This window comes from Streptomyces sp. NPDC002324 (assembly GCF_053593335.1).
Genome location: NZ_JBSFCF010000027.1, coordinates 110823 through 136107, shown reverse-complemented (window position 1 = coordinate 136107; position 25285 = coordinate 110823). Strand labels below are relative to the sequence as shown.

Here is a 25285-nt window from a genome sequence, read left to right as displayed (position 1 = left end):
GGCCTTGTACCAGTTCAGCGTCCACGCCTCGGGCGGGAAGGCGGCGAAGGCGTTGTTGCTGAAGGAGGTGACGAGGATGACGACGATCGGCAGGGACAGGAACAGCAGGATCACGGTGGCGACGACGGTCAGGGCGATCCGGCCGGTGAGGGTCTTGCGCAGCTCCATCATGATCCGCCCCCCTTCCTTCTACGGCTGGCGCCCAGGGAGCTGACGACCTTGACCAGCAGCAGTCCGGCCAGGGTGAGGACCAGCAGGATGACGCCCTGCGCGGCCGCCCCGTTCCACTGGTTCTCCTTCGTCACCTGCTGGTTGATGAGGGTAGCGATCATCGTCTGGTTGGGTCCGCCCATCAGGGCCGGGGTGATGTAGTAGCCCAGCGAGAGGATGAAGCTCAGCAGGCCGGCGCTGGCCAGGCCAGGCGCGACCAGCGGCAGATACACCCGGCGGAAGATCGTCACCCGGCCCGCGCCCATGCTCGCGGCGGCCGCGAGCAGGCGGCGGTCCACGCCGCGCATCACGCCGTACAGCAGCAGCACGGTGTAGGGAAGCATCATCGAGGTGGTGCCGATGACCACGCCGAGTTCGTTGTAGAGCAACTGGAAGGGAGCGCCGGGCGTCGACATGGCGGTCAGGGTCTCGTTCACCAGGCCCTTGTCGCCGAGCATGATGATCCAGCCGTAGGTGCGCACCAGGGCGGACACGAAGTGCGGGACGACCACGACCAGCATGGCCAGGCCCGCGAGGAGGGGCTTGAGCCGGGTGATCGCCTGGGCCAGGACGAACCCGAAGACCAGGCTGAGCACGGCCGTTTCGGCGGAGATCCGCAGCGTGGTGAACAGCACCGACAGATTCACCCCGGTCAGGGCGTCGGCGTACCAGTGCAGGGTGAACGAGCCGTCGGCGTCCTTCAGGCTCAGCAGCAGCGTGCTGAAGATCGGGTAGACGAACAGCACCAGCAGGTACACGACGACCGGGAGCGCGTACAGGATCCCGACGCGCGTCCTGCGTGAGGCGAGGAGCTTGCGCGGGCGGGCGGGAGCGCCTGCGGTGAGGGTGGCTGCCATGACTCACCCTCCTTCGGTGGGGAAGAGGTTGACGTCGTCCGGGTCGGCGGTGATCCCGACCCGCTCGCCCGCGACCGGGCCCCGCCCGGCCGGAACCTCCAGGCGCACCAGCGGTTCCTGACCGCCGTCGATGCGCACGCCGGCGCGGACGAGGGTGCCGACGTAGGTGGCGGTTTCGACCGTGCCGGTACAGAAGCCGTCGTCGTCGGCAGTGGCCCGCAGCCGGCCCGGTTGCACAGCGACCTTCACCTGCGTGCCGGGGATGAACTGGTGACGGCGGGCCTTGATGAGACCGCCACTGTCGAGGCGGACGAGGGTGTGCTCGCCGTCGTGCTTCTCCACGCGGCCGGGCAGGAAGTTCGCCGCGCCCAGGAAGTCCGCCACGAACGGCGTCCTGGGCCGTTCGAAGAGCTCGCGGGGGGTGTCGAACTGCTCGATCAGGCCGTTGCGCATCACCGCGATGCGGTCCGACATGACCAGCGCCTCTTCCTGATCGTGCGTCACGTAGATGACGGTCAGGCCGAGTTCCTGCTGGATGGTCTTGATCTCGATCTGCAGCTGGTCGCGGAGCTTCTTGTCCAGGGCGCCGAGCGGTTCGTCCATGAGAATGACCGGCGGGCGGTAGACCAGCGCCCGGCACAACGCCACACGCTGCTGCTGACCACCGGACAGCTCACGCGGTTTACGGCCGCCGAACCCCGACAGGCCCGCGATCTCCAGCGTCTCCCCCACTCGCCGGCGGACCTCCTCCTTCGGCACCCCCCGCAGAGTGAGGGGGAAGGCGACGTTCTCGGCGACCGTCATGTGTGGGAAGAGCAGGTACTGCTGGAAGACGAAACCCAGGCCCCGCTTCTGCGGGGCGAGGCGGGTGACGTCACGGCCTCCGACGGTGATGCTGCCGGAGTCGGGTTCGCAGAACCCGGCGATCATCATCAGCGTCGTGGTCTTGCCCGACCCCGAGGAGCCGAGAAAGGTGACGAACTCCCCCGCCGCGATCTCCATGGACGCCTCGTCGACGGCGACGACGTCGCCGTAGGTCTTGCGCAGAGCCACCACCGACAGCGACTTGCCGGTCGCGGTGGCCGACTTGTTGCCGGCCACCTTGACGGACGGTGTGGCGACACCGAATTCAGCCACGAGCCCACTCCAGCCAGCGCTTGGTGACGGCCGATTCGTTCTTCAGCCACCAGTCGACGTCCGCGTCGAAGCCTTTGTCGTAGTACTTCGGCGCACCCGCGGACGCGTTGCGCTGTTCCTCGCTGAGCTTGGCGTAGGCCACGGGCGAGGACGGGTTCGACGGGAAGAACTTGACCAGGTTGGCCTGGCTCTCCGCCCGCAGGGAGAAGTCCATGAGCTGGTAGGCGTTGTCCATGTTGGCCGCGCCCTTGGCGACGGCATAGCCCGAGAACTGGCGGCGCATACCGTTGAGCTGCCGGGTGACCGGGACGCCCTGCTTCTCCAGGTCGGCGAGTCGGCCGTCCCAGACGGTGGACATCGTGACCTCCTGGCGGCTGAGCAGCACACCGGGGAGCGGGCCGCTGTCCCAGAACTTCTTGATGTCGCCTCGCAGCCGGGTCAGCACCTTGAAGGCACGGTCCACATCCAGCGGGTACAGCTTGTCCATCGGGACGCCGTCGGCCAGCAGCGCGAACTCCAGCTCCGGCAGGTCACCGTCCGGATGGACCATCGCACGGGCGCCCTGGAACGCCTTGGTGTCCCAGAAGTCCGCCCACGACTCCGGCTTCTTGCCCCCGAACGCGTCCGTGCGGTACCCGATGCACTGACCGTAAAAGGCGTGGCCGACGGCATACTCGGTGATCTGGGCCTCGGGGATCTTCGCGCTCTTCAGGCTCTTGAGCCGGTCGGGGTCCAGCGCCTCCAGCGCGTCCTGCTTGACGTACTTGGTGTGCGACATCATCGAGTTGTTGATGAGGTCGCACTGCGGCCGGCCCTGCTTGATCTGCGCCAGCAGCGGGGCGTCGTCCAGGTTCAACACCTTGACCTGGATGCCGGTCTCCTGCGTGAACGGCGTGTAGATCGCCTTCTGCAGGGCGGCACCGTAGGAACCGCCGCTGTCACGGACGACCACGGTCTTACTGCCGCCCTTGTCACCACTCCCACCGGATGTCCGGCTGGAGCCGGTGCCGCAGGCGGCGAGGGAGGGAAGAGCGGCGAGGGCGGCCAGGCCGCCTGCTCCGCGCAGGAGCGTTCTACGACCGATCTGGGCATCACTCATGGCAATACTCCTCATCTGGGGACGCATGGGACCAGCTGTGCGGGGGCTTTACCTCGCACGCGGGGGGGGTGTTCAGGGCGGCGAACGCGGACGGAACATCGCCCGCTTGCCTTGCCGATCGCCGTCTGGGGCGTGTGTTCGCCGTGGATCGAAGTTCCCGACGAGCTCGTCGCCGGAGCGACGTCGGCCGGGTGACCGGGTGGGTGGCGGTGGGGAAACTGGAGCCGGCACAGGGGGTGACCAGCGGAGTGGGGGTGGTCCTCAGCAGAGCCGGAGCATGAGGGCTCTGGTGTGGGATGAAGCAGATCCTGGCCTGCGGCTGAGGGACGGGCCGAGCGGACCATCGGCCCCGGCGACGTTGCTCAGCAGCAGGTAGCTTCGCGTAAACCCTGGAGGCGATCGGGGCCGGACAGCGGCATCACGTCACGGTCACGGTCACGGTCACGTAGATCTTGCGCACGGTTTCGATGGTCTTCCAGACGCCGACGTAGCCCGGCTTCATGACGAAGCTGTCGCCGGCCTTGTAGATCACCGGCTCGCCGCCTTCGGGTGTGAGTTCGACGATGCCGGAGAGGATGTGGCAGAACTCGAAGGTCTCGCCCTTGATCGAGCGCGTCTCGCCGGGCGTCGCTTCCCAGACGCCCGTATGGATCGACTCCCGACGGGCGACGTCCTGGGCCCAGGTCCGGAAGGTGGGGTCGCCGGAGATCAGGCGCTCCGGGAGCGGGCCGGACTCTCGCGGCGTGAAGGAGGGATTGGTGTCGATGGCCTTCAGGAGCGACATGGCTTTCCTTTGGGAGCTTGAGAACTCGGTGGCCGCGGCCAGGGTCGACGAGCTGCTGCCGAGCGGCATCCGACACACGCTCGTGGGTATGGCCCGTTCCCGATGTGCGGAGGCCGATTCGAGGCGTCGTGGCTCGTGCCGAGGTGGCCGGGTGGCTCGGATACGGTTGTCGGCACGGGCGCACTGAGGGTGACGCCGTTCGAGTGGGGCAGACGAATGGAGCACGCGCTCGACGCTTGTTCGACGGTTCATGTCGCAATCGGCAGATGCCCGAGGCAGAAGGAGCGACGGAGAACAGGTCGTTCAGCTTTTTGCTGTTGGTGATGCCCAGCAGGGTGTTCAGCCAGCGGTGTACCCGCCGTCGACGGCCAGGACCGATCCGGTCACGTACGACGACTCCCGCGAGGCGAAGAAGAGCACCGCGTCAGCGACCTCTTCAGGGGTGGCGAGGCGTTGGAGCGGGATCGTGCTCTCGCGCTGACGGCGGTAGCCCTCGGGGTCAGGCCTGCGCTGGAACGCCGCTTCGATGATCGGTGTGGCGGTCAGACCCGGAGCGACGACGTTGACCCGGATGTTGCGCGGGGCCCATTCGATCGCGGCGCCCTTGGCGAGCATGATGAGGCCACCCTTGGCGGCGGAATACAGGACCTGCCCGGACATGCCGACCATGCCCAGCCGTGAACTGACGCAGACGAACGAGCCGCCGGTCTCGGGCATCAGCGGGGCGAAGTGCTTCATCACCAGGAACGCGCTGAGCAGGTTGCTCTCCAGCACGTTCCTCGCGTCGTCGCAGGCCATCTCGGTGAGCGGACCGTCGGCCTGCAGGCCGTGGTTGAGGACGACGACGTCGACGGTGCCGAAGGACTCGGCGGCCTGCTTGGCCAGGCGCTCGACGAACGCCTCGTCGTTGAGGTCTCCGGGAACGTACAGATCGTCGGGCTCGGCGCTGTCGAGCCGCTCCCTGCGGCCGGTGAGCAGGAGCCGCCCGCCCTCACGGCGGAAGTGGGAACTCACCGCCTGCCCTATGCCACTGCTGGCGCCTGTCACCAGGGCCGTGACGTTCTTGAGTCTCATGTCAGGCACTCCTCATTACGGGGGAGGTCGGTCGGGGGTGGGGGCTCGGGGAGGACGGGGATCTCGTCCCGTGCCGGTCAGTTGAGGAATCCGCGGGCGTCGACAGGCCACCGCTCCAGCGACGTGCCCGTGCTGTCGGTGACGATCAGTTCCTCGAAACCGAGGACGACGGGGCATACATGGTTGGGCACCACCGGTACGACGCTTCCGACGCCGGGGCGGAAGTCGCCGTCCGGCAGCGGGAGGAACCCGTGGTACTCGTTGACCTTGGACAGGACCGCCTTCGTGCCGGCGATGCCGCCGTAGCCGATCTCGGGGCTGCCCTCTTTGCTGAGGGCCTTGTTGCCCACATCGACGATGACCTGGTCGGGGACCCAGTCGCTGACCACGGTCCCGGCGACGAACAGCGCGATCTGGTCCTCCGTGCAGGAGCCCAGCCGGGCGTTGTTCAGATCGCCGAAGACGTACTCGCCGGGACGGATCTCGGTGATCACGCTGCTGCTGGTGGAGAACTCGACGGTGGGCGTGGAGCCGGCGCTGACCACCTCCGCGGTGACCCCGACGCCTTCGAGGCCGCGTACCGCGGTGGTGAGCGCGGCTTCCTGGTCCTGCGCGGCACGCCGGCGAGCGTCGCGACCGAGGCAGCCGTGACCGGGATAGGTGAAGACGCCCGCCGGCACCAGACCGCGCTTGCGGGCGGCGAGCGCGAGGTCGCCCGCGAGCTCCGGCGGCGCCCCGGAACGACGGGCGCCGCAGTCGACCTCGATCACGACCTGCAGGCGGTCCGGTTCGTCTCCCATCGCGTCGGCGAGGGCCTCGATCGCCGCGACGTTGTCGACGCCGACCCGCAGCCGGGCGGACTCGGCGAGCCGGCGGATCCGGGGCTTCTTCGATCCCGCGGCCCAGATCGGGTAGGCGAGGAAGATGTCGTCGAAGCCGGCTGCGGCGAAGACCTCTGCCTCGCCGACGTTTCCCGCGGTGATCCCGACCGCGCCTGCCTCGATCTGGCGCCGACCGATCTCCACGCACTTGTGTGTCTTGACGTGCGGCCTGACCTTGATGTTGTGCTGGTCGGCGAAGCCCTGCATGCGGTCGATGTTGCCCTGCATGACGTCGACCAGCACGATCGGCGCGGGAGTGTCGATCCGCTCGACCAGAGCGTCGAGTGCTCGTTGCAGCTGATTCACGCTGCCCTCCTTGTGGTTCTGCCTGGAACGATCGAAGGGAAATGATCGAGGGGCGCGGGTACTGACTCCCCTCGATGCCGAACGCGCGTGCCCCGCGATATCGCGCGCACTCGGGTACACCGCCGTCGGGGCCGCCCTACTCAGCGGTGATGACCATCTGGATCTCGACCGGGGTGTTGAGCGGCAACCCGGCGACACCGATCGCGGTACGGGCGTGCCGTCCGTTCTCGCCCAGTACCTCGATGAGCAGTTCACTGGCCGCGTTGGCGACCTGCGACTGCTCACCGAAGTCCGGCGTACTGGCCACGAAGACCAGCATCTGCACGATCCGGACCCGGTCCAGATCGCCCACCGCCTGCACGGCGGCTGCAAGGCAGTTCAGCACGGCATGGCGCGCGAGTGACCGCGCCGTCTCGAGGTCGATGTCCCTGCCGACAGTGCCCTGCCCCAGCAGCCAACCGTCCCGGTAGGGCAGCTGGCCCGAAATGTAGATGCTGGAGCCCACCGTCCGGTGGTGCACGTAGTACGGGTTCTCCCGGAGCTCGGGAAGGGCCAGCCCCAGGGCCTGAAGCCGATCGGAAGCCGAGTCGGTGTTCGCTGCCGAAGTCTCATGAGTCTTGATCATCTGTACTCGGCTCTCCTCTCGAGTAACGGCGGCGACAAAACCCCTTATGGTGGCTTAAACCCGTCAGGCTATTGTCGTTTGTCGACCATATGGCTGCCCGTCGAGCACTGTCAATACGAACTTCAACCTCGAACGCGGCCGCGGAATCAGTTCGAGAGTGCGATGTGGCGGTGCAGGGCAGCGCGCAGCGGCGGTACAGGGCAAGCGCGCAGCGGCCGTTCAGGCAAGCGCGTAGGAGCCGTTCAGGGGAGCGCCTGTGGCGTGAGACGCCAGGCGGGTTCGGGACTGACCGAGTGTCTAGGGGCACTCGCGGGCCGGGAGGAACGCCGGCCCCATCACCGTGCCGGGACGACCGCCGTCGAGGACATCATGGATACTCTGCCGTCCGCGGTCGCGCCGCGCCTCCAGCACGGCGCACCCATCGTGGCCGCGACTGAGGCCCGGACGCCGCACCAGAGTGCGGGACGGCATCCGGGCAGGCCGAGAACGGGGCGCCCGGGACGGGGCAGCGCGCGTTCGGCGACCGATGATGCGGTGCACTTGTCGTTCAACGGCACAGCGAACGCGGCCCGCCTCCCCGAGCCTCGCGACACCGCACTCCAGGGGGAGTCGCCCGCAGATACGTCGGCAACCTCGGCACGGCGCGGACGGCGTCGCCGGAATGCATGCCGATCAACGGCTACGCATGCGCCTCACCGGCCGCGACCGGCCACGGCTGCCCCACCCCGAACGAAGTCGGCGACATCGGCGCATTGTCTGGTCGCGGTGCGCGGGCGGGTCCGTCACCCGTGCGCGCGGCGGTTGCCGGACGGAAGCCGACCGATCGCGGCCACGACAGGAGGCACCCAGGACCGGGCGCAGCCGCTCGATCCGGCATACGCCCGCCTGCGGGCGTATGCCGATGCCTGCCCGTGGTCGCACACCTCGATCACCGAACGCAGCGGCGTCGACGCCGTGGCGAGCGGGCTTGGATGATTCACGCAGGCGGCATGGCCTCATGCATGCCGGGACGCGGGCTCCCCCGGATCTTCCGTCTTGCCCCCCAGCCCCATGGGGAAATGGGCAGCCAGTTCCCGGCGGAACGCGTCGGTGTCGCCGCCCAGGGCAACGGCGGCCAACCTCTCGTGCTCGACGACCAGTTGCTGCGGGTCGTCGCTGTAGGTGCGGTGGTCGACGCTGAGGTGGAGGCGCAGCTTGGTCTCCCAGCCGTTCCAGAGACTCTGCAGGACGCCGTGGCCCGAGAGATCGTAGAAGAGCCTGTGGAATCGGAGGTGCGCGTCGATGCTGGCCGGGATGTCGTCCTTCTCCATGGCCCGGCGGAGATCCTCGACGGTTTGCAGCAACTGGGGCCGCTCAGGACCGCGCAGCGCTTCGGCCGAGAGCTCGGCGGCGTACGGCTCGACACGCAGCCGGACCGAGTCGATCTCGGCGACCTCCCGAGCACTCACCTCCACGACGAAGGCCCCACGGTAGGGGATCTTCACGACGAGGCCTTCCTCCTCCAGCTTGGTCAGCGCCTCGCGCAGCGGGGACCGGCTGATCCCGAGATCCGCGGCGATGTGCGCCTCGCGCAGCTGGCCACCAGGAGGCACGGTCCCATCGAGGATGGCGGCTCGCAGTGTGCGGTAGACGCCTTCAGGCGTCGTCGTCCGCTGCTCCTGCCACTCGAACTTGTGGTCCACCCCGTGGCCCTCCCTCAGTGATTGCCGACCACTTGGTCGTTTGTCGACTATACCTCCGCCGGTTGCATCAACGTCATCGAGTGGGCTGCGCCGGTGGATCACCTCATGCACACAGAAGGGGGTCGGCGCCGTCCTGCCCAAGGCGCGCCTCTGGCGCTGTTGACAGTCCGGACACGTTTGGTCGACAATCGACCAGACAGATGGTCGACAATCGACCACAGCGTCAGACTGCTCCACTTCAAACGCACAGGAGGACCAGTGGCATTCGACATCAAGCCCAAGTTCGCGACGTTCGACATGAACGGAACGCTGATCAAGTTCAGCATCAACGACACGATGCGCGAGGTCCTGGGCGACCGACTGCCGGCCGAGGTCGCCGATGAGTACCTGCGGATCTGCAAGGCGTACCGGATCGACGAGTGCACGGGCGCGTACCAGCCGTTCCACCAGATCGTCGCGCGTTCCATGGAGCGCGCCTCGCGCAAGGTCGGCCTGGAGTACCGCGAGGACGAGGCGCGGGCGGTGTACGAGCGCGTCCCCACCTGGGGCCCGTACCCCGGTGTCACCGAGGCGCTGAACCGCCTGGCCGAGGCGGTCCCGCTGGTCATCATCACCAACAGCGACACCGCGCACGCCGTACGCCTCGCGGAGAACCTGAAGGCCCCGTTCGAGGTCGTCATCAGCGCCGAGGAGATGGGCGTCTACAAGCCGCGACTCAGCGCGTTCGAGTACATGTTTGACAAGCTCGACGTGACACCCGACGAGATCGTCCACGTCTCCGCGAGCCCCATGTATGACCACCGACCCGCGGCCATCATGGGCATCGAGAACAAGGTGTACGTCGACCGCGGCTTCGAGCACGACGAGCACTGGCTCGGCTACGAGCGGATCACCGACATCGCCGACCTCCCGGTCCTCTTCGGCCTGCCGCGCCCCTGACGTCCGAGCGGAGAACCGGAGAACACGAGAACTTGAGAACCCGAGAACAGGAGAACCGAGGAAATGGGTCACAGCAAGGCGGTGGCGGCGTGAGCCTGCCCCTGCCTCAGACCGTCAAGGGCGACTCGGCCTCGGAAAGGCTCCAGAACATCGGACTGGAGCTGCCCGACCTTCCCGGCAACGCATACTTCGTGCACCACCGGGCGGTGGACTCCAGCATCGTGGACTCCAGCATCCACATCTCCGGCCAACTCCCTTACCAAGATGGTGAGTTGCTGGGTCAGGGAGTTGTCGGCCGGGACGTGGAGCTGGAGACCGCGAAGGAGCTCGCGCGCCATGCCGTGCTGAACTGCCTTGCAGCCGCCGTGCAGGCGGTGGGCGATCTGGACCGGGTCCGGATCGTGCAGATGCTGGTCTTCGTGGCCAGTACGCCGGACTTCGGTGAGCAGTCGCAGGTCGCCAACGCGGCCAGTGAACTGCTCATCGAGGTACTGGGCGAGAACGGACGGCACGCCCGCACCGCGATCGGTGTCGCCGGGCTGCCGCTCAACACCCCGGTCGAGATCCAGATGATCTGCACCGCGGTGTAGCGACGCGTACCGAAGCGCTGGTGGTGCCGGTCGACGTGATGCGGGAACCATCGGCCGTGTGCAGGACTTCGGCGCCGAGCACTGCCTCGATTCGAGGCCATACGTCACAACGCCCATATCAAGGCCTCCCTCCAGCGCAGGTCAGCGGCCCGCAGGCCTCCCATCCGCGGGCGTGGGGGGCCTCGGGGCCGGCACCGGCACCCGCTCAGGCACCTCGCACTCCCCCGAGGAGATCGCCGCCGTCCTCTTCCTCGCGTCGTCTGAGTCCTCGTACATCAACGGGGCGACCCGCCCCGTCGACGGCGGCCACACCGCCTTCCAGCACCGGCCCACACGGTTCCCAGACACAGAAGAAGGACACGACATGAACGCGCTTGCGGCACCACCCAGAAACGGAGAGCTCGGCTTCTGGGTGGCCCAACTGGCCGACAAGAAGCCCTCGTTCCCCCGTTTCACCGGCCAGGACTCCGTCGACGTGGCCATTGTCGGCGGCGGCTACACCGGCCTGTGGGCGGCCTACTTCGCCAAGAAGCTCGAACCGTCGCTCTCCGTCGCCGTCTTCGAGGCCGAGCAGGTGGGCTACGGCGCGTCGGGGCGCAATGGTGGCTGGCTCTCGGCCATGCCGCCGGGAAACCGTGCCGCCTTCGCCCGCGCCGGCGGAGGGCTGGAGGCGAGCCGGGCGCTGCAGCAGGAGTTCGTCGCCGGCGTCGACGCGGTCCTGGACATCCTTGCGGCCGAGGGGATCGATGCCGATCAGCACAAGGGCGGAGCGCTCGTCGCCGCCCACACGCGGGCGGGGCTGGGCCGGCTTGTCACCCGGCGTGATGCCGAACTGAGGTACGGGCTGACCGACGACGAAGTCCACCTGCTCGGCCGGGACGAGTTCCAGTCCCGGATCAACATCTCCACCGTCCACGGCGGACTCTTCTACAAGCACTGCGCGCGGATCCACCCCGCGAAACTCGTCTACGGCCTCGCCGACACCCTGACCTCCATGGGCGTCAGGATCTACGAGAGCAGCCGCGTGGACCGTGTCGAGGGCAAGACCCTCACCCTGGCCGACGGGCGTGTCACCGCGGCGAAGACGTTCATCTGCACCGAAGGCTATTCGGGACAGCTGCTGGGCCGCCGGAGCCTGATCCCGGTCAATTCCTCGATGATCGTGACCAAGCCCCTGCCGGAGGAGGCGTGGCAGCGGATCGGCTGGGACGGGCCCCAGTGTCTCAACGACTCCGCTCACACGTTCATCTACTCCCAGCGGACGTCGGACGGCCGTATCGCCATGGGGGGCCGTGGTGTCCCCTACCGCTTCGGGTCCGGCACGGGGGGAGCCGGTGCGACCGCCCGGTCCACCATCGACCTGATCTCGCACAAGCTCGGTTCCTTCTTCCCGGGCATCCCCTTCGAGGTGGATCACGCCTGGTCGGGAGTCCTGGGCGTCACGCGTGACTGGAACGGCGGCGTGCACTGGGACCCGGCATCCGGGATCGGATCGTCCACCGGCTACGCGGGACACGGTGTCACGGCGGCCTATGTCGGCGGCAGGACTCTCGTGGAACTCGCCTTCGAGAAGGAAACCGAACGGACCACGCTTCCCTGGGTGGGCCACCGGGCGCCGAAGTGGGAACCGGAGCCCATCCGTTGGCTGGGTGTTCATGCCATGTACCGGCTCTTCGGTATCGCGGACCAGTGGGAAGAGCGCAGGGGCTCCAGCGAGACCTCACTCCTGGCCCGATTCGGCAGCCGCCTCGCCGGACTTCACGAGTAGACGAAAAGGAACCTGCTCTCATGGACGCAAAACTCGCAGTCATCGGCCTGGGCAGCATCGGGAGCATGGCCCTGTGGCAGGCCTCCCGGCTGTCCGGCTCGGTGGTGGGCTTCGAGGCAGCCACCCCTGCCCACGGCCGCAGTGCCGTGGGCGGGGACACCCGACTGTTCCGCATGATCTACCTCGGGAGGCCCGAGTACTACCCCATCATCGAACGCTCCCGCAGCCTCTGGGCCGAGCTCGAAGCCGAAACCGGGCAGCAGGACATCCTCACGCCTACCGGGGGCCTGTCCATCGGGACAGCGAACGGCAGCTACATCAACAGCCTCCTCGAGGCGACGCGCATCACCGGAGCCGAGCACTACGTCCTCAACCGGGAGGAGTTGGCCGAACGCTACCCTCAGCACAATCTCCGCCCCGACGACTGCGCCGTCTATGACCCCCACGGCGGCGTTCTGCGCACCGACCGCGCCGTCAGCGCTGCGGTCGCGGCGGCCCAGGCAGGCGGCGCCACCGTCCTGCAGAACACACCCGTGGACAGCATCACCGAAACCGACCACGGCGTGGTCGTCACCTCGGGCGACAGAACCTGGACGTTCGAGAAGGTCATCGTCGCCTCGGGAGGCTGGTCCCGAAAGCTCATGCCCGACCACCTCAAGGCCGTCACGGAAACCCATCGGATCGTCCTGACCTGGTTCATCGCCCAGGACGGCACACAGTTCACGCCGGAGAACTTCCCCGCCTTCAGCCGGTGGTACGAGGATCGCTCCATGTACGGCGCACCCGCCGTCGACGGCGTGACGGTCAAGGCATCGGTGGACGGACCGCTGGCCGGCCGCGCAAGGGCAACCCCCGACCCGGACTCCGTGCCCAGGGAACTCACCCGGGAAGAAGTCGAAAAGGTCACCGAGATCGTCACCGAGTTCTTCCCCGGCCTGATCCCCACCATCGCGCGCTCGGACGCCTTCCCCGACCTGTTCACCGAGGACAGGCATCCCCTCGTCGGCTGGCTGGACGAGAACAGCAGGATCTACTGTGCCACCGGGTTCTCCGGAAAGGGCTTCAAAATGGCGACCGGCTACGGCCACATCGCCGCACACGAGGCGCTCGGCAAGCAGACCATGGAAGGCCTGGACTTCGTGCGTCCGGACCGGTTCAGGACCAGGTAACCGCCCACTCCTGCCGCCTCGGCGCAATGGCCTCGGTATCGCCATCCGGCTGACGGTCGTTGCAGGCTTCAGCTCTTGATGTCCCGCAACGGTGCCGAGAACCAGCCGTATGCCGAACGCGCCCTCTGGACCGTCCTCGCCCCGGCCGCCGTCCTGGGGCCCTGCTCGGGGCGCTCGCTGTCACGGCGGCCGGTGGATTACGCATCCCGCGGCCGAGGCGGCGGGTGGCGGCCCACCCCGGAGCGCACACGGACCATCCCAGCGGGACGGCGCGGATGGTGTCGGAACGACCGCGTACGCCCGTACTCACACAACCCAGGAACTGACGGACACCACCATGCCCTCAACGCCCACCGCTCCGCCACCATCAAGGGCCCAGCACGGAGGTCGGCACCTCCATCACCTCCGGCGCGGCCATCTGCGAGATCAAGGACTGACCTGCGCATAGAACCCCAGGCGCCCCCTGCTGCTCAGGGGCTCGCAGGACCGCGCGAGCAGCCGAACCCGCGCGACCACGCCCACCACCCGAGTAACTACTCCAGCAGCGGATCACCACGCCGAAAAGGTAGTTATCGAATAGCAGGGCGAACTTGACGAACGCACCGAAGAGCTCGAGGCGGCTGGTGCGGCCAATCGTGAGATGACCCGGTCGCTGAATCACCGCCCCGCTCGTTTGACCACCTGGTGTCCGTCAACATGGCTGCAGGCAGACCGCCAACCACCATGTCAGGGCCCAGGGACGGCTGCGAGACGTGCAGGGCGAAGGCACGATTGAAGCCGCCGGAGTCGACGACTGCCAGGAAATACTCCCGCTCACGCACTTCCATCGGGCCCCCGCATCACGACGGCGCCGGTCGCCGCGCGTCACGTCACGCGAAGGCCCTCGCGGTCTTCGAGGGCGCTGATGGCGGTGGCGGTGAGGCTGTGGGTGATGTGGCCTCGCATCAGCTGGGCGGCTTCGGCGGCGCGGCTGTCCACGATGAGGGAGACGAGTTGGTGGTGTTCCTGTAGGTCCCGGGTGCGGGGTTCGTCACCGGGCGGGAGTTCGAGGCCGAGGCGTCGGTAGCGGTCGGACTTGTCCCACAGGTCGTCCAGGAGACGGATGAGGACGTCGTTGTGCGAGGCCCGGTACAGCGCCTGGTGGAAGGCGCGGTGGGCCATGAGTGCCTTTTCCCCCCATTGGCGGGTGACGGGGAGGAGCTTGTCGACGGCGGCCTGCATGGTGGCGATGTCGTCGTCGGTCCGTCGCTGGGCGGCAAGCTCGGCGGCGGTCGGGTCCAGGGACAGGCGGACCTCGAAGAGCTGGCGGGCCTCGTTCGAGTTCATGACGGAGACCCGGACGTCGCGGTGGGTTTCGACGGTGACGAGTCCCTCGCTGCTGAGACGGCGGATGGCCTCGCGCAGGGGCGTGATGCTCATGTTGAGGGACTCGGCGAGGTCGTACTGGGCGAGCCGTGACCCGGCAGGAAGAGTGCCGAAGAGGATCCGATCGCGGAGTTCTGCGTAGGCGAGGTCGCTCTTGCTGAAGAACAGGTTCTGTCCTGCCATAGCCCCCTGACCGTCCCTTTCCGGGGGTTCCCCACCCCTTGACATCCCGCAGCGGACCAGCTCACTCTAACAGGCGTCACATCTTATAAGATATGAGAAAGGCTCCGCAGTGAAGATCACCAACGTCTACGAGGGCGTCGTTCCGATCAGCTCCTCGATCCGGAACGCCTGGATCGACTTCAGCTCCATGGACTGTTCGATCGTGGCGATCGAGAGCGACGTCATCCGGGACGGCAGGCCCGTGGTGGGCTACGGCTTCAACTCCAACGGCCGCTACAGCGCCGGAGAGATCCTGCGCCGCCGGGTCCTGCCCCGCCTCCTCGAGGCCGAGCCCGGCAGCCTGCTGGACGAGCGGGGCGGACTGGACCACGCCAAGGCCTGGGACGTGATGATGCGCAACGAGAAGCCCGGCGGGCACGGCGAGCGCTCGGTCGCGGTCGGTGTGGTGGACATGGCCCTGTTCGACCTGGCCTCCAAGATCGAGGGCAAGCCGCTGTACCGGTATCTGTCCGAGCGCTACGGCGACGGGCAGCCCGACGACTCCGTCTTCGTCTACGCCGCCGGCGGCTACTACGCCCCGGGCAAGACCCTCACCGACCTCCAGAACGAGATGCGCGGCTTCCTTGACCTGGGCTACGACGTCGTCAAGATGAAGATCGGCGGCGCCGACCTGGCGGAGGACCTGCGCCGTATCGAGGCCGTCATCGACGTCCTGGACGGCGACGGCTCCCGGCTGGCCGTCGACGTCAACGGCCGCTTCGACCTCGACACGGCCCTGGAGTACGGGCGGGCCATCGAGCCCTACGGGCTGTTCTGGTACGAGGAGATCGGCGACCCGCTCGACTACCACCTCAACGCCACCGTCGCCGAGCACTACACCGGCTCCATCGCCACGGGCGAGAACCTCTTCTCCCTCCAGGACGCCCGCAACCTGATCCGCTACGGCGGCCTGCGCCCCGACCGCGACACCATCCAGGTCGACCCCGCGCTCTCCTACGGTCTGGTGGAGTACCTGCGCATCCAGGACATGCTCCGTCAGCACGGCTGGTCCTCGCGCCGCTGCATCCCGCACGGCGGGCACCAGTTCTCCCTGCACATCGCAGCTGCCCTCAAGCTCGGCGGCAACGAGTCCTACCCGGGCGAGTTCCAGCCCACCGGCGGCTTCGCCGACGACGCCGTCGTCGAGAAGAGCCGCGTCGGCCTGACCGACACCCCCGGCATCGGCTTCGAGAGCAAGGCCGCCTTCTACAAGGTGCTGCGCGCCCTGCACAGCTGACCGCCCCCCACCGCGGACGCGCACGCCACCGGGTGGGCGCCGTCGGCCGACGCCGCCGGATACGGGCGCCACACACGAGAGCGGGGACGCCCGGGCCGTGTCGCGTCCCCCGAACCCCCACGGGACAGGGCTACACCCGATCGTCGTGCAAAGGAGCACCAACGATGACAAGCACCACCACCGTCGCCGGCCGCCCGCAGCGGTCACGGCTGAGCCGTCTCATACGGGAGCTGTGGTTCCAGGTCGTACTGGCCGCCGTTCTCGGCATCGCCGTCGGCATCCTCGCGCCCGGGCTGGGTGAGGACCTGAAGCCGCTCAACGACTGGTTCATCGCGCTGGTCAAGATGATCGTGGTCCCGGTCGTCTTCTGCGTGGTCACCACCGGCATCGCCTCCATGGACAACCTGCGCAAGGCGGGCCGGATCGGCGTGAAGGCGATCGGCTACTTCCTGGTGCTGTCCCTGGCGTCCATGCTGATCGGGCTGGTCGTCGCCAACATCTTCCAGCCCGGCGCCAACCTGCACGTCGACCCCTCGTCACTGAACGCCGAAGATGTGCCCAAGACCGCCACCGAGCACGCCACCTTCACCGGCTTCATCTCCTCCCTCATCCCCGCCTCCCTGCTGGGCGCGATCACCGGGGACGCGATCCTGTCCGCGCTGATGGTCTCGATCGTCTTCGGTGCGGCCCTGAACATGGCCGGCGAAGAAGGGGTACCGCTGACCCGCGGCATCAAGGCACTGTCGGACGTCGTCTTCCGCATCGTGGGCTGGGTGATGCGGCTCGCGCCCCTGGGCACCTTCGGCGCCCTTGCCACCGTGGTCGCCACCTACGGCGCCGAGAGCCTCAAACAGCTCGGCTACCTCATCATCCTGTTCACCGCGACCTGCATCGTCTACGTCCTGGTCGTCCTCGGCGCCATCATGCGGGCCTGCCGCCTGAGCCTGTTCGGCCTCATCCGCTTCCTCAAGGCCGAACTGCTCGTCGCCCTCAGCACCTGTTCCAGCGAGGCCGTCCTGCCCCAGCTGGTACGCAAACTGGAGATCCTCGGCATCGGCCGCCCTGTGGTCGGCATCGTCATCCCCTCCGGTTTCTCCTTCAACCTGGACGGCTCCGCGGTCTACCTCACGATGGCCTCCCTCTTCCTGGCCCAAGCCATGGGCATCGACCTGTCCTGGCAGCAGCAGCTGATCATGGTCGGCGTCATGATGCTCACCAGCAAGGGCACCGCCGGGATCGCGGGCGGCGCGTTCATCGTCCTCGCCAGCACCGTCACCGCGGTCGGCCACATCCCGCTCGCCGCCCTCTCCCTGATCGTCGGCATCGACCGCATCCTCAACGAGGGCCGCGTCTTCATCAACGTCCTCGGCAACGCCGTCGCCGCCATCGTGATCGGCAAGTGGGAGAACGACTTCGACACCGAACAGGCCCGCAGGGTCCTGCACGCCCGCACCACCACGCCGCCGCAGCCCGAGTCGGACACCGCCAAGGTCGGCGCCGACAAGTAGCCGTGCCCGTCGAGTGCGGTCACCCCTCGACGGCGTACACGTCACCCACCGGCGGCACCCTCCAGGCCGCCGCACACCAGGACGGATGAGGACCCTTCCAGTGCGCACGCCCAGCGTCGCCTCCTCGATGGCCATCCGCCTCGAAGTCCCGCGGCAGGCAACGCGGTCCTTCAGCTGACGGCCACGATGGAGGCGCCGGGCAGTTCGGTCACCACCCTCGACGTCGTCTCATCCGACGCCGACCGTCTCGGCATCGACGTCACCATCACCGCCGCCTCCGCCGCCACGCCGCGAGATCATCGAACAGCTGCGCGGCATCGGGGGCGTCACGCTCGGCAAGGTCTCCGACCGTACGTTCCTGATGCATCTCGGCGGCAAGATCGAGACAGCGTCCAGCCCATCCGCAACCGTGACGACCTCTCCATGGTCCATACGCCGGGCGTGGCCCGCGTCTGTATGGCGATCGCCGAGAACCCCCGAGGACACCCGCCGCCTCACCATCAAGCGCAACTCCGCTGCGGGTCGTGACGGACGGCTCGGCCGTGCTGCGCCTCGACGAAATGCCCGGTCCCGGTACTCATCGGCCGGACGGCAGCCCGGGACGTCGTCTCGGAACCCAGCCTTGTGCCGGCTGTCACCTCGCCCGCACCCGTTCGGCGGCCGCCTCTCGACCGGGCGGCGGCATGGAGGAGCTGGCGCGAGGCGCCAGCCGCCACCCACCGACACGCCTCGCCGACCTTGGGGCCCTCGCGGTTTCCCGTCGTCGGGCGATCTGTCCGCAGAGGCCAAACGGGGGGACCCGTGCAGGTGAATCACGGGAGGTCAGACTTGTTACGGTAATTGACTGGGTACGAAGGTATCTCTTAACGTACCCACATCACAACAACGCCGTCGGCTCGACGAGGAGCACCGATGCAGCACCTGTACGACATAGATGTCCAAGTTCCGATGCGTGACGGCGTAGCCCTGGCCGCCAACGTGTGGCATCCGGTCGAGGGCAAGGCTCCGGCGCTGCTCGTGCGCCTGCCGTACGGCAAGGACCTGTTGGGCATCAGCTTTGCCTCCATGCCCAACCTCGGGACTCTGCTGGAAGCCGGCTACGCGCTGGTGGTGCAGGACTGCCGGGGCACCCACCGCTCGGAAGGCGAGTTCGTTCCCCATCTGGCGGACCGGAACGACGGCGAGGACACCGTCGCCTGGATTGCCGACCAGCCGTGGTCGGACGGCACGGTGGGCATGTACGGGGCTTCCTACGGCGGGATGGTCCAGTGGGAGACCGCCGTGACCGGCGCCCCGGCCCTCAAGGCGATCGCGCCGACCTTCACCTCGATCGACAACTACGAGGCGCCCTGGTACTCCGCGGGCGGTGCCCTCTCACTGAGCCTGGTCACGCTGTGGAACGCCATGATGTACGCGGCCGACGCACAGCGTTCCCTGGCGGCCGGCGAGGACACCTTGTCCCAGCTGCAGGAGCTCGGTCAGGCGGTGCTGTCTCACGAGTCTCTCAACGAGGTGCTGCCGACGGCCGAGGTGCCGGTCCTGGCGGCGTACGGGAAGTGGTGGGACGACTGGATGGCCCACCCGTCCCACGACGGGTACTGGGACGCCATGGAGCTCACGTCCGAGCTCAAGAACGTCACTGCCCCGGCGCTGAACATCGGCGGCTGGTACGACCTCTACATCGGGCAGACCCTGCGCACCTACACGACCGCCTGCACGCAGGCAGGCAGTGCGCAGGCGCGTGAGGGGCAGCGGCTGATCATCGGTCCGTGGGACCACGACCCCTCCTCGACAGGCGTCTACCGCGACCGTTCCTTCGGTCCGCTGGCCAGCGCCCAGATGGTGGGCCTGGGCGACTTGCAGCTGAAGTTCTTCGACCGCTGGCTGCGGGGCGACACCACCGCTCTGGACGGCGTGGCGCCGGTGAAGATCTTCGTCATGGGCATCGACCAGTGGCGCGACGAGCAGGAGTGGCCGCTGCCCGACACGAGATGGACCGACTTCCACCTGACGAGCGCCGGACACGCCAACACCGCGGACGGCGACGGGGTGTTGACGACCGAGGCGCCTGCCGACGCCGGGCACGAGACCTACCTCTACGACCCGCGCCGCCCGGTTCCCTCGGCCGGCGGGGCGTCGATGCCGACGACGCCGGGGTTCTGCGGCCCAGTCGACCAGCGGACCGTCGCCGGCCGCGAGGACGTCCTGTGCTTCGCCGGCCCGGTACTGGAGGAGGCTGTCGAGGTCACCGGTCCGGTCAGCCTGACCCTGTTCGTCTCCTCGTCGGCGGTGGACACAGACTTCACCGCCAAGCTCGTCGACGTCTTCCCCGACGGTAGAGCCATCAACCTGTGTGACGGAATCCTGCGCGCCCGCTACCGAGGCGGCCTCGCCACGGAAGAACTCATGGACCCCGGCACGGTCTACGAGATCACCATCGACATGACGGCCACCTCGAATGTGTTCCTTCCCGGTCACCGCATCCGCGTGGACGTCTCCAGCAGCAACTTCCCCCGCTACGACCGCAACACCAACACCGGCGGCGTCATCGCCCGCGAGAGCGAGGAGCAGATGATTCCCGCGATCAACCACATCCATCACGGGCCGAACCACCCCAGCCGTCTGGTCCTGCCCGTCATCGACCGGAAGGACCAGTCGTGAGCGCCACCGACCGGGTCACCGAACTGACCGCGACCTTCACGACGCCTTCCCTGAACGTGGCCGGGCTGCTGTGCGACAGACACCCCGCCGACCGCGTCGCGTTCACCGTGGTCGACAGTGACGGCAAGGCTTCCGCGCTGACCTTCGGCGAGCTCGCCGCCGCCTCCCACCGCTGCGCGCGTGTGCTGCAGGAGCTTGGCGTCGGTCCGGGTGACCGGGTGGCAACCCTGATGGGCAAGGGCACCGACCTGGTCACCGTCATCCTGGCGATCTGGCGGCTCGGCGCGGTCTACGTCCCGCTGTTCACCGCGTTCGCACCCCAGGCCATCGCCCTGCGCCTGGAGGGCGCGGGTGCGCACGTCGTGGTCGTCGACCCGGACCAGCGCCACAAACTCGACCCCGGCCCCGACATGCCGGACGACCCCCGGCGCCGCATCGTCGTCACCGGAAGCGGCGCACAGCACGGCGACGTGTCGCTGCCCGACCTCATCGCCACCGCGTCACCGGAGCCGGTGCCCGCCGTCACCACCAGCGGGGACGGACCCCTGGTGCACATGTTCACCTCCGGCACCACCGGCAAGCCCAAGGGGGTCATCCACCCCGTCTCCTACATCGCCGGATGGCAGGTCTACCTGGAGTACGGCCTGGGTGTCACCCGGGACAGCAGCTACTGGTGCGCCGCCGACCCCGGCTGGGCCTACGGCCTGTACTCGGCCATCGTCGCTCCGATGGCCGCCGGCATCCCCAGCCTGCTGCTGACCGGCGGATTCTCCCCGGAGACGACCTGGCGCACCCTCGTCGACCACCGGGTCACCGACTTCGCCGCCGCCCCCACCGTGTACCGGGGACTGCGCTCCTCGTCGGTGCCGGTGCCGCAGGGACTGCGGCTGGAGCGGGCGTCCAGCGCGGGCGAGCCCCTGACCCCCGAGGTCAACGAGTGGGCCGGTACGGCGCTCGGCCTAGCCGTGCACGACCACTTCGGCCAGACCGAGGTCGGCATGCCCCTGGCCAACCACCACCACAGCGAACTCGCCCGCCCCCTCAAGACCGGATCGATGGGCCGGTCGGTACCCGGCTGGAGCCTGACCGTCCTGGCCGACGAGAAGGACGAGCCCGCCGGACCGGGCGTGCTGGGCCGGGTCGCGATCGACGTCACGACGAGCCCGCTTATGACGTTCCGCGACTACCAGATCCCCGGGCAGAGCGCTTCCAAGTTCACCCCCGACGGCCGCTACTACCTCACCGGCGACGCCGGACGCGTCGACGCCGACGGCGACTTCTTCTTCTCCTCCCGCGACGACGACGTCATCATCATGGCCGGTTACCGGATCGGGCCGTTCGAGATCGAGAGCGTCCTCGCCCAGCATCCCGCCGTCGCCGAGTGCAGTGTCATCGGCGCACCCGACGACGTCCGCGGTGAGGTCATCGAGGCGTACGTCGTCCTGCGCGACGCCACCGACGCCTCACCGGACCTGGCCACCGAACTCCAGCTGCTGGTCAAGACCCGCTACGCCGCCCACGCCTACCCGCGCACCATCCACTTCATCGACGCCCTGCCCAAGACGCCCAGCGGCAAGACCCAGCGCTACCTGCTGCGTAACCGCCGACGCGCCGAACTCTCCAGCCGAGAGGCACAGTGACCGACACGGACCCCCTCCTCGTCGAGCAACGCGGCCCCGTCAGGTGGCTGTTGCTCAACCGCCCCGAGCGGCGCAACGCCCTCGACGCCGCTCTCATCGATGCCCTGGACAAGCAGATCACCACCGCCGAGGCGGACCCCGGCACAGCGGTCGTCGCGGTGGCGGGCAAGGGACCGAGCTTCTGTGCCGGCGGGGACTTCCACCAGTTCCTTCACCTGCACGAGCGGGGCGACAACCCGGTCGACTTCCTGACCGACGTGTCGGCCTGCTTCAGCCGTATCGCGGCCAGCCCGAAGCCCTGGGTCGCCGTGCTGCACGGTCACGCCGTCGCCGGGGGCCTCGAACTCGCCCTGGCCTGCGATGTCGTCGTGGCCGCCGACACCACGCTGATCGGCGACGGTCACCTCCAACGGCGGCTCGTACCGGCCGGCGGGTCCAGCGTCAGGCTGCCCGGCGCGGTCGGGCGGGGCCTGTCACGCCGGCTCCTGCTCACGGGCGAGCTGCTGCCCGCGACCGCTTTCGAGCACACCGGATGGATCCAGGCGATCGTGCCCGAGGCGGACCTCGACGCCACCGCCACCCGTATCTGCCACCAGTTGGCCGACCGCCACAGCCCCGCGCAGCAACGGCTCAAGACGCTGCTGCACCGGATCGACGGCATGGCCCCCGAGCAGGCCCTGCGCGAGGAACTGGCCACCTTCGCAGACAACTGGCAGGCGAGCTCGGTGGCCGACGCCCTGCGGGCCTTCCTCGCTCCCCACACCACGAAAGCAGACACCAAGTGAATCGCTACCAGGGACGGGTCGTCGCCATCACCGGCGCCGCACAGGGTCTCGGCCTCGCCATGGCGACCCGCTTCGCCGCCGAGGGCGCCACCGTCGCCCTCGCCGACGTCAACGAACAGGCCCTCACCGACGCCGCCGGAAGCATCACCGACGCCCACGACGCGAAACTCCGCACCGACCGGGTGGACGTGACCGACTCCGCCCAGGTCAACGCCTGGATCACCGGCATCACCGCCGATCTCGGCCGCCTCGACGTGCTCGTCAACAACGCCGGCATCATCCGCGACAACCGCGTCGAGGACATCACCGACGAAGACTGGCACGCGGTCATCGACGTCAGCCTCACCGGCGGCTTCCACTGCGCCCGCGCCGCGTTCGGTCCCATGAAACGCCAGGGCTACGGACGCATCATCAGCTTCTCCTCCATGTCGTGGCGCGGGAACTTCGGCCAGACCAACTACGTGGCCGCCAAGGCCGGCATCGTCGGCATGACCCGCACCCTCGCACTGGAGGGCGCCCGCCACGGCATCACCGCCAACGCCATCGCCCCCGGCCTCATCGAGACTCCGATGCTCGCCTCCATGAACGGTCCCGCACGCGACAAGCTCACCAACAAGGTCCCGATGCGCCACACCGGCAGGCCCGAGGACATCGCCGAAGCCGCGGCCTTCCTCGCCGGCGAAGCCGCCGGCTACGTCACCGGTGTGGTCCTCGACGTGGACGGCGGCATCTCCATCGGATCCTCGATCCGATAACCACGAACCCGGCGGAGAAACAGGTGATCACCAGCCCGTCGGCCCGCGTCGCCCGGCCCGACCACACTCGCCGGGCCGTAGTGACAATGCGAGCACGTAGTGGTCTCGATGGTCCTGGGGCTGGGAGGTATGGATGCAGGGTGTAATCGTCACAGCTTTCGAGGGTCCTGAAGCCCTGGGCGAGAGCTCCCGGAGCCGGAGGTCCAAGAGGGCCAGGTCCTCATCGACGTCGAGTGGGCGGGCGTGGTCTTCCCGGATCTCCTGCAGACTCGCGGGGAGTACCAGACTCGTCCCGAACTGCCGTTCATCCCCGGCTGGGAGGTGTCCGGAACGGTCCGCACGGACGGTGCCGGATTCCGTGCCGGTGACCGCGTGGCAGCGCTGCCGGTCACCGGTGGCTTCGCCCAGACAGCCGCCGTCGACGCATCGATGGTCTTTCCTCTCCCGGACGACGTCGACACCCGCCGTGGCGCGGCCCTGCCCCTGAACTACCTGACCGCGCATTTCGCCCTCAAGCACCGGGGCGCTCTCCGCCCTGGCGAGGTCGTCCTCGTCCACGGCGCCGCGGGCGGAGTGGGCAGCGCGGCCTGCCAGCTGGCCGCGGCGTACGGCGCACGCGTCATCGCGGTCGTGTCCACCGACGAGAAGGCCGAACTGGCCAGGTCGGTAGGAGCACACGAGGTCGTAGGGGTCGGCGGATTTCTCGACGAGGTCAGGACTCTCACCGACGGCCGAGGCGTCGACCTGGTGATCGACCCCGTCGGCGGCGATCGCTTCCCCGACTCGCTTCGTGCGCTACGGCACGGCGGGGGACGCCTCCTCGTGCTGGGATTCGCGGGCCGGGGCATCCCTACGGTCAAAGTGAATCGTCTGCTGTTGACCAACACCTCTGTGCTCGGAGTCGGGATGGAGGAGTACTGGCGGCAGGATCCGGAAGCAGCCCGCGTCTACTGGCACGAACTGTGGCCCTTGCTGAAGTCCGGCCGACTGGACCCACCCATCTCGTCCGTTTTCCCCCTGGAACAGGCGTCGGCCGCGCTGAAGCACCTGGACCGCCGAGAAGCCCTCGGCCGGACACTGCTGCAGGTCCGTGCCTGAGGACACCGCGGAATCGTCAGGCACCGCACCCCCAGGGACTTGCCGCCAAGCCTGGGTACGTCAGGCGATACGCTAGTACCCATTCGCCAGGGTGGCCTTCCGGCCCGGACGGCCACCCGCCGCTTCAGGCGGAGACGTTCATGGGAGACTGCTGCGGTGACGGCCCAAACTGACTCGCGTGACCGACGCCCACGCCGAACGGCGCGCAGACGGGTCGTCGACACACACCGGCGGGACGAACTGCTGCGCCAGACCGAGGCGATCATCCTGACCGAAGGCTTCACCGCGGTGACCATGGACGAGCTCGCCCAGCGACTGGGGTGCTCCAAGGCCACGCTGTACAGCCTCGCCTCCACGAAGGAACAACTGGTCCTGGCGGTCACCCGCGCCTTCTTCCGGGACGCGACAGCCGAGATCGAACAGGCGGTCCAGGCAGAGCCCGACCCCAGGCAGCGCATCCGCGTCTATCTCACCGGCGTCGGCACGGCCATGCGCCGGCACTCCCACGCCTTCTACGACGACATGGTCGGTTACGAGCCGACCGCACAGATCTACCGCACGAACTCCGCCGCCGCGGCGCACCGGGTCCACGAACTGATCGAGGAGGGCGTGCAGACCGGCGTCTTCCGCGCGCTCAACGGGCACTTCGCGGCCCAGGTCGTGGCGGTCACCATCGATGCGGTCCAGTCGGGGGTCCTCCTGGAGAGGACCGGCCTGACCGCCGGCGACGCCTTCTCCGAGCTCGGTGACCTCCTGTTGGACGGGCTCAGTTCGGAACAAGGCGCATCCGAGCCTCCTTCCACGGCTGTGCGCTCGCCCAGGGACCAGGGCTCGGCGCCCGGGTAGGGACCCGTTCCGTTCCCTGTGTCAGCCACCGAGCGCGTCAACACCAA

The 25285-nt window shown here is 68.3% G+C and carries 21 protein-coding genes and 3 pseudogenes; 14 read left to right on the top strand and 10 right to left on the bottom strand.

Annotated elements, in window-relative coordinates; all coding sequences use genetic code 11:
- Positions 1–167 precede the first annotated feature (167 nt).
- The 8 genes from ACWCRJ_RS29990 to ACWCRJ_RS29955 all read right to left on the bottom strand — a co-directional run bounded on the left by ACWCRJ_RS29990 (position 168) and on the right by ACWCRJ_RS29955 (position 8655).
- Positions 168–1067: an ABC transporter permease gene (locus tag ACWCRJ_RS29990; RefSeq protein WP_450942224.1), complete on the bottom strand. Its 900-nt coding sequence runs from the start codon at positions 1065–1067 to the stop codon at positions 168–170.
- Positions 1068–1070: 3 nt separating this feature from the next.
- Positions 1071–2204 (bottom strand): ABC transporter ATP-binding protein, encoded by a 1134-nt coding sequence (locus ACWCRJ_RS29985; protein WP_450942223.1) that lies wholly within the window; start codon positions 2202–2204, stop codon positions 1071–1073.
- Positions 2197–3303: an ABC transporter substrate-binding protein gene (locus ACWCRJ_RS29980; protein WP_450942222.1), complete on the bottom strand. Its 1107-nt coding sequence runs from the start codon at positions 3301–3303 to the stop codon at positions 2197–2199. The genes ACWCRJ_RS29985 and ACWCRJ_RS29980 overlap by 8 nt, the downstream gene beginning before the upstream one ends.
- 418 nt (positions 3304–3721) lie before the next feature.
- Positions 3722–4156, bottom strand: coding sequence for a cupin domain-containing protein (locus ACWCRJ_RS29975; protein WP_450942221.1), 435 nt, complete (start codon positions 4154–4156; stop codon positions 3722–3724).
- 270 nt (positions 4157–4426) lie between these two features.
- Positions 4427–5161, bottom strand: a complete 735-nt coding sequence (locus ACWCRJ_RS29970; protein WP_450942220.1) for an SDR family NAD(P)-dependent oxidoreductase — start codon at positions 5159–5161, stop codon at positions 4427–4429.
- A 77-nt stretch (positions 5162–5238) separates the two neighbouring features.
- Positions 5239–6348: an alanine racemase gene (locus ACWCRJ_RS29965; RefSeq protein ID WP_450942219.1), complete on the bottom strand. Its 1110-nt coding sequence runs from the start codon at positions 6346–6348 to the stop codon at positions 5239–5241.
- Positions 6349–6484: 136 nt separating this feature from the next.
- The gene (locus ACWCRJ_RS29960; RefSeq protein ID WP_450942218.1) at positions 6485–6973 is read right to left on the bottom strand and encodes a RidA family protein; all 489 of its coding nucleotides are present in this window, start codon (positions 6971–6973) and stop codon (positions 6485–6487) included.
- Between the two features lie 995 nt (positions 6974–7968).
- Positions 7969–8655 carry a GntR family transcriptional regulator gene (locus ACWCRJ_RS29955; RefSeq protein WP_450942217.1) on the bottom strand — a complete coding sequence of 229 codons (687 nt, stop codon included), beginning with the start codon at positions 8653–8655 and terminating at the stop codon, positions 7969–7971.
- 258 nt (positions 8656–8913) lie between these two features.
- On the opposite strand from ACWCRJ_RS29955, the gene ACWCRJ_RS29950 reads away from it, so the two are divergent.
- The 4 genes from ACWCRJ_RS29950 (at position 8914) to solA (ending at position 13121) form a co-directional block, all read left to right on the top strand.
- Positions 8914–9594, top strand: a complete 681-nt coding sequence (locus ACWCRJ_RS29950) for a haloacid dehalogenase type II (protein WP_450942216.1) — start codon at positions 8914–8916, stop codon at positions 9592–9594.
- Positions 9595–9683: 89 nt separating this feature from the next.
- Positions 9684–10184 carry a RidA family protein gene (locus ACWCRJ_RS29945; protein ID WP_450942215.1) on the top strand — a complete coding sequence of 167 codons (501 nt, stop codon included), beginning with the start codon at positions 9684–9686 and terminating at the stop codon, positions 10182–10184.
- A gap of 172 nt (positions 10185–10356) precedes the next feature.
- The gene (locus ACWCRJ_RS29940; protein WP_450942214.1) at positions 10357–11952 is read left to right on the top strand and encodes an FAD-binding oxidoreductase; all 1596 of its coding nucleotides are present in this window, start codon (positions 10357–10359) and stop codon (positions 11950–11952) included.
- Positions 11953–11972: 20 nt separating this feature from the next.
- Positions 11973–13121, top strand: coding sequence for an N-methyl-L-tryptophan oxidase (solA, locus tag ACWCRJ_RS29935; RefSeq protein ID WP_450942213.1), 1149 nt, complete (start codon positions 11973–11975; stop codon positions 13119–13121).
- Positions 13122–13855: 734 nt separating this feature from the next.
- Here the strand turns inward: solA and ACWCRJ_RS29930 are convergent.
- Positions 13856–13948, bottom strand: a pseudogene (locus ACWCRJ_RS29930) (LysR family transcriptional regulator); the annotation flags it as partial.
- A gap of 37 nt (positions 13949–13985) precedes the next feature.
- Entirely contained in the window at positions 13986–14669 is a 684-nt protein-coding gene (locus tag ACWCRJ_RS29925) for a GntR family transcriptional regulator (RefSeq protein ID WP_450942212.1), read from the bottom strand.
- A gap of 109 nt (positions 14670–14778) precedes the next feature.
- Between ACWCRJ_RS29925 and ACWCRJ_RS29920 the strand changes: the two genes are divergently transcribed.
- From ACWCRJ_RS29920 to ACWCRJ_RS29875, 10 genes and pseudogenes are all read left to right on the top strand, one after another.
- Positions 14779–15945, top strand: coding sequence for a mandelate racemase/muconate lactonizing enzyme family protein (locus ACWCRJ_RS29920; protein ID WP_450942211.1), 1167 nt, complete (start codon positions 14779–14781; stop codon positions 15943–15945).
- Between the two features lie 164 nt (positions 15946–16109).
- Complete coding sequence (locus ACWCRJ_RS29915; RefSeq protein WP_450942210.1) at positions 16110–17453, top strand: cation:dicarboxylate symporter family transporter; 1344 nt, start codon at positions 16110–16112, stop codon at positions 17451–17453.
- A gap of 85 nt (positions 17454–17538) precedes the next feature.
- Positions 17539–18040, top strand: a pseudogene (locus tag ACWCRJ_RS29910) (NAD-dependent malic enzyme); the annotation flags it as partial.
- 325 nt (positions 18041–18365) lie between these two features.
- Positions 18366–20114, top strand: a complete 1749-nt coding sequence (locus ACWCRJ_RS29905) for a CocE/NonD family hydrolase (protein WP_450942209.1) — start codon at positions 18366–18368, stop codon at positions 20112–20114.
- A complete protein-coding gene (locus ACWCRJ_RS29900; protein WP_409105771.1) occupies positions 20111–21754 on the top strand; it encodes an AMP-binding protein in 1644 nt (547 codons plus the stop codon). The genes ACWCRJ_RS29905 and ACWCRJ_RS29900 overlap by 4 nt, the downstream gene beginning before the upstream one ends.
- The gene (locus ACWCRJ_RS29895; protein ID WP_450942208.1) at positions 21751–22539 is read left to right on the top strand and encodes an enoyl-CoA hydratase/isomerase family protein; all 789 of its coding nucleotides are present in this window, start codon (positions 21751–21753) and stop codon (positions 22537–22539) included. The genes ACWCRJ_RS29900 and ACWCRJ_RS29895 overlap by 4 nt, the downstream gene beginning before the upstream one ends.
- Positions 22536–23294 (top strand): SDR family oxidoreductase, encoded by a 759-nt coding sequence (locus tag ACWCRJ_RS29890; RefSeq protein WP_450942207.1) that lies wholly within the window; start codon positions 22536–22538, stop codon positions 23292–23294. Before ACWCRJ_RS29895 ends, ACWCRJ_RS29890 begins: the two co-directional genes overlap by 4 nt.
- A gap of 219 nt (positions 23295–23513) precedes the next feature.
- Positions 23514–23732, top strand: a pseudogene (locus ACWCRJ_RS29885) (alcohol dehydrogenase catalytic domain-containing protein); the annotation flags it as partial.
- Entirely contained in the window at positions 23724–24392 is a 669-nt protein-coding gene (locus ACWCRJ_RS29880) for a zinc-binding dehydrogenase (RefSeq protein ID WP_450942228.1), read from the top strand. The pseudogene ACWCRJ_RS29885 and the gene ACWCRJ_RS29880, both read left to right, overlap by 9 nt.
- A gap of 156 nt (positions 24393–24548) precedes the next feature.
- Positions 24549–25238 carry a TetR/AcrR family transcriptional regulator gene (locus ACWCRJ_RS29875; RefSeq protein ID WP_409105776.1) on the top strand — a complete coding sequence of 230 codons (690 nt, stop codon included), beginning with the start codon at positions 24549–24551 and terminating at the stop codon, positions 25236–25238.
- Positions 25239–25285: the final 47 nt, after the last annotated feature.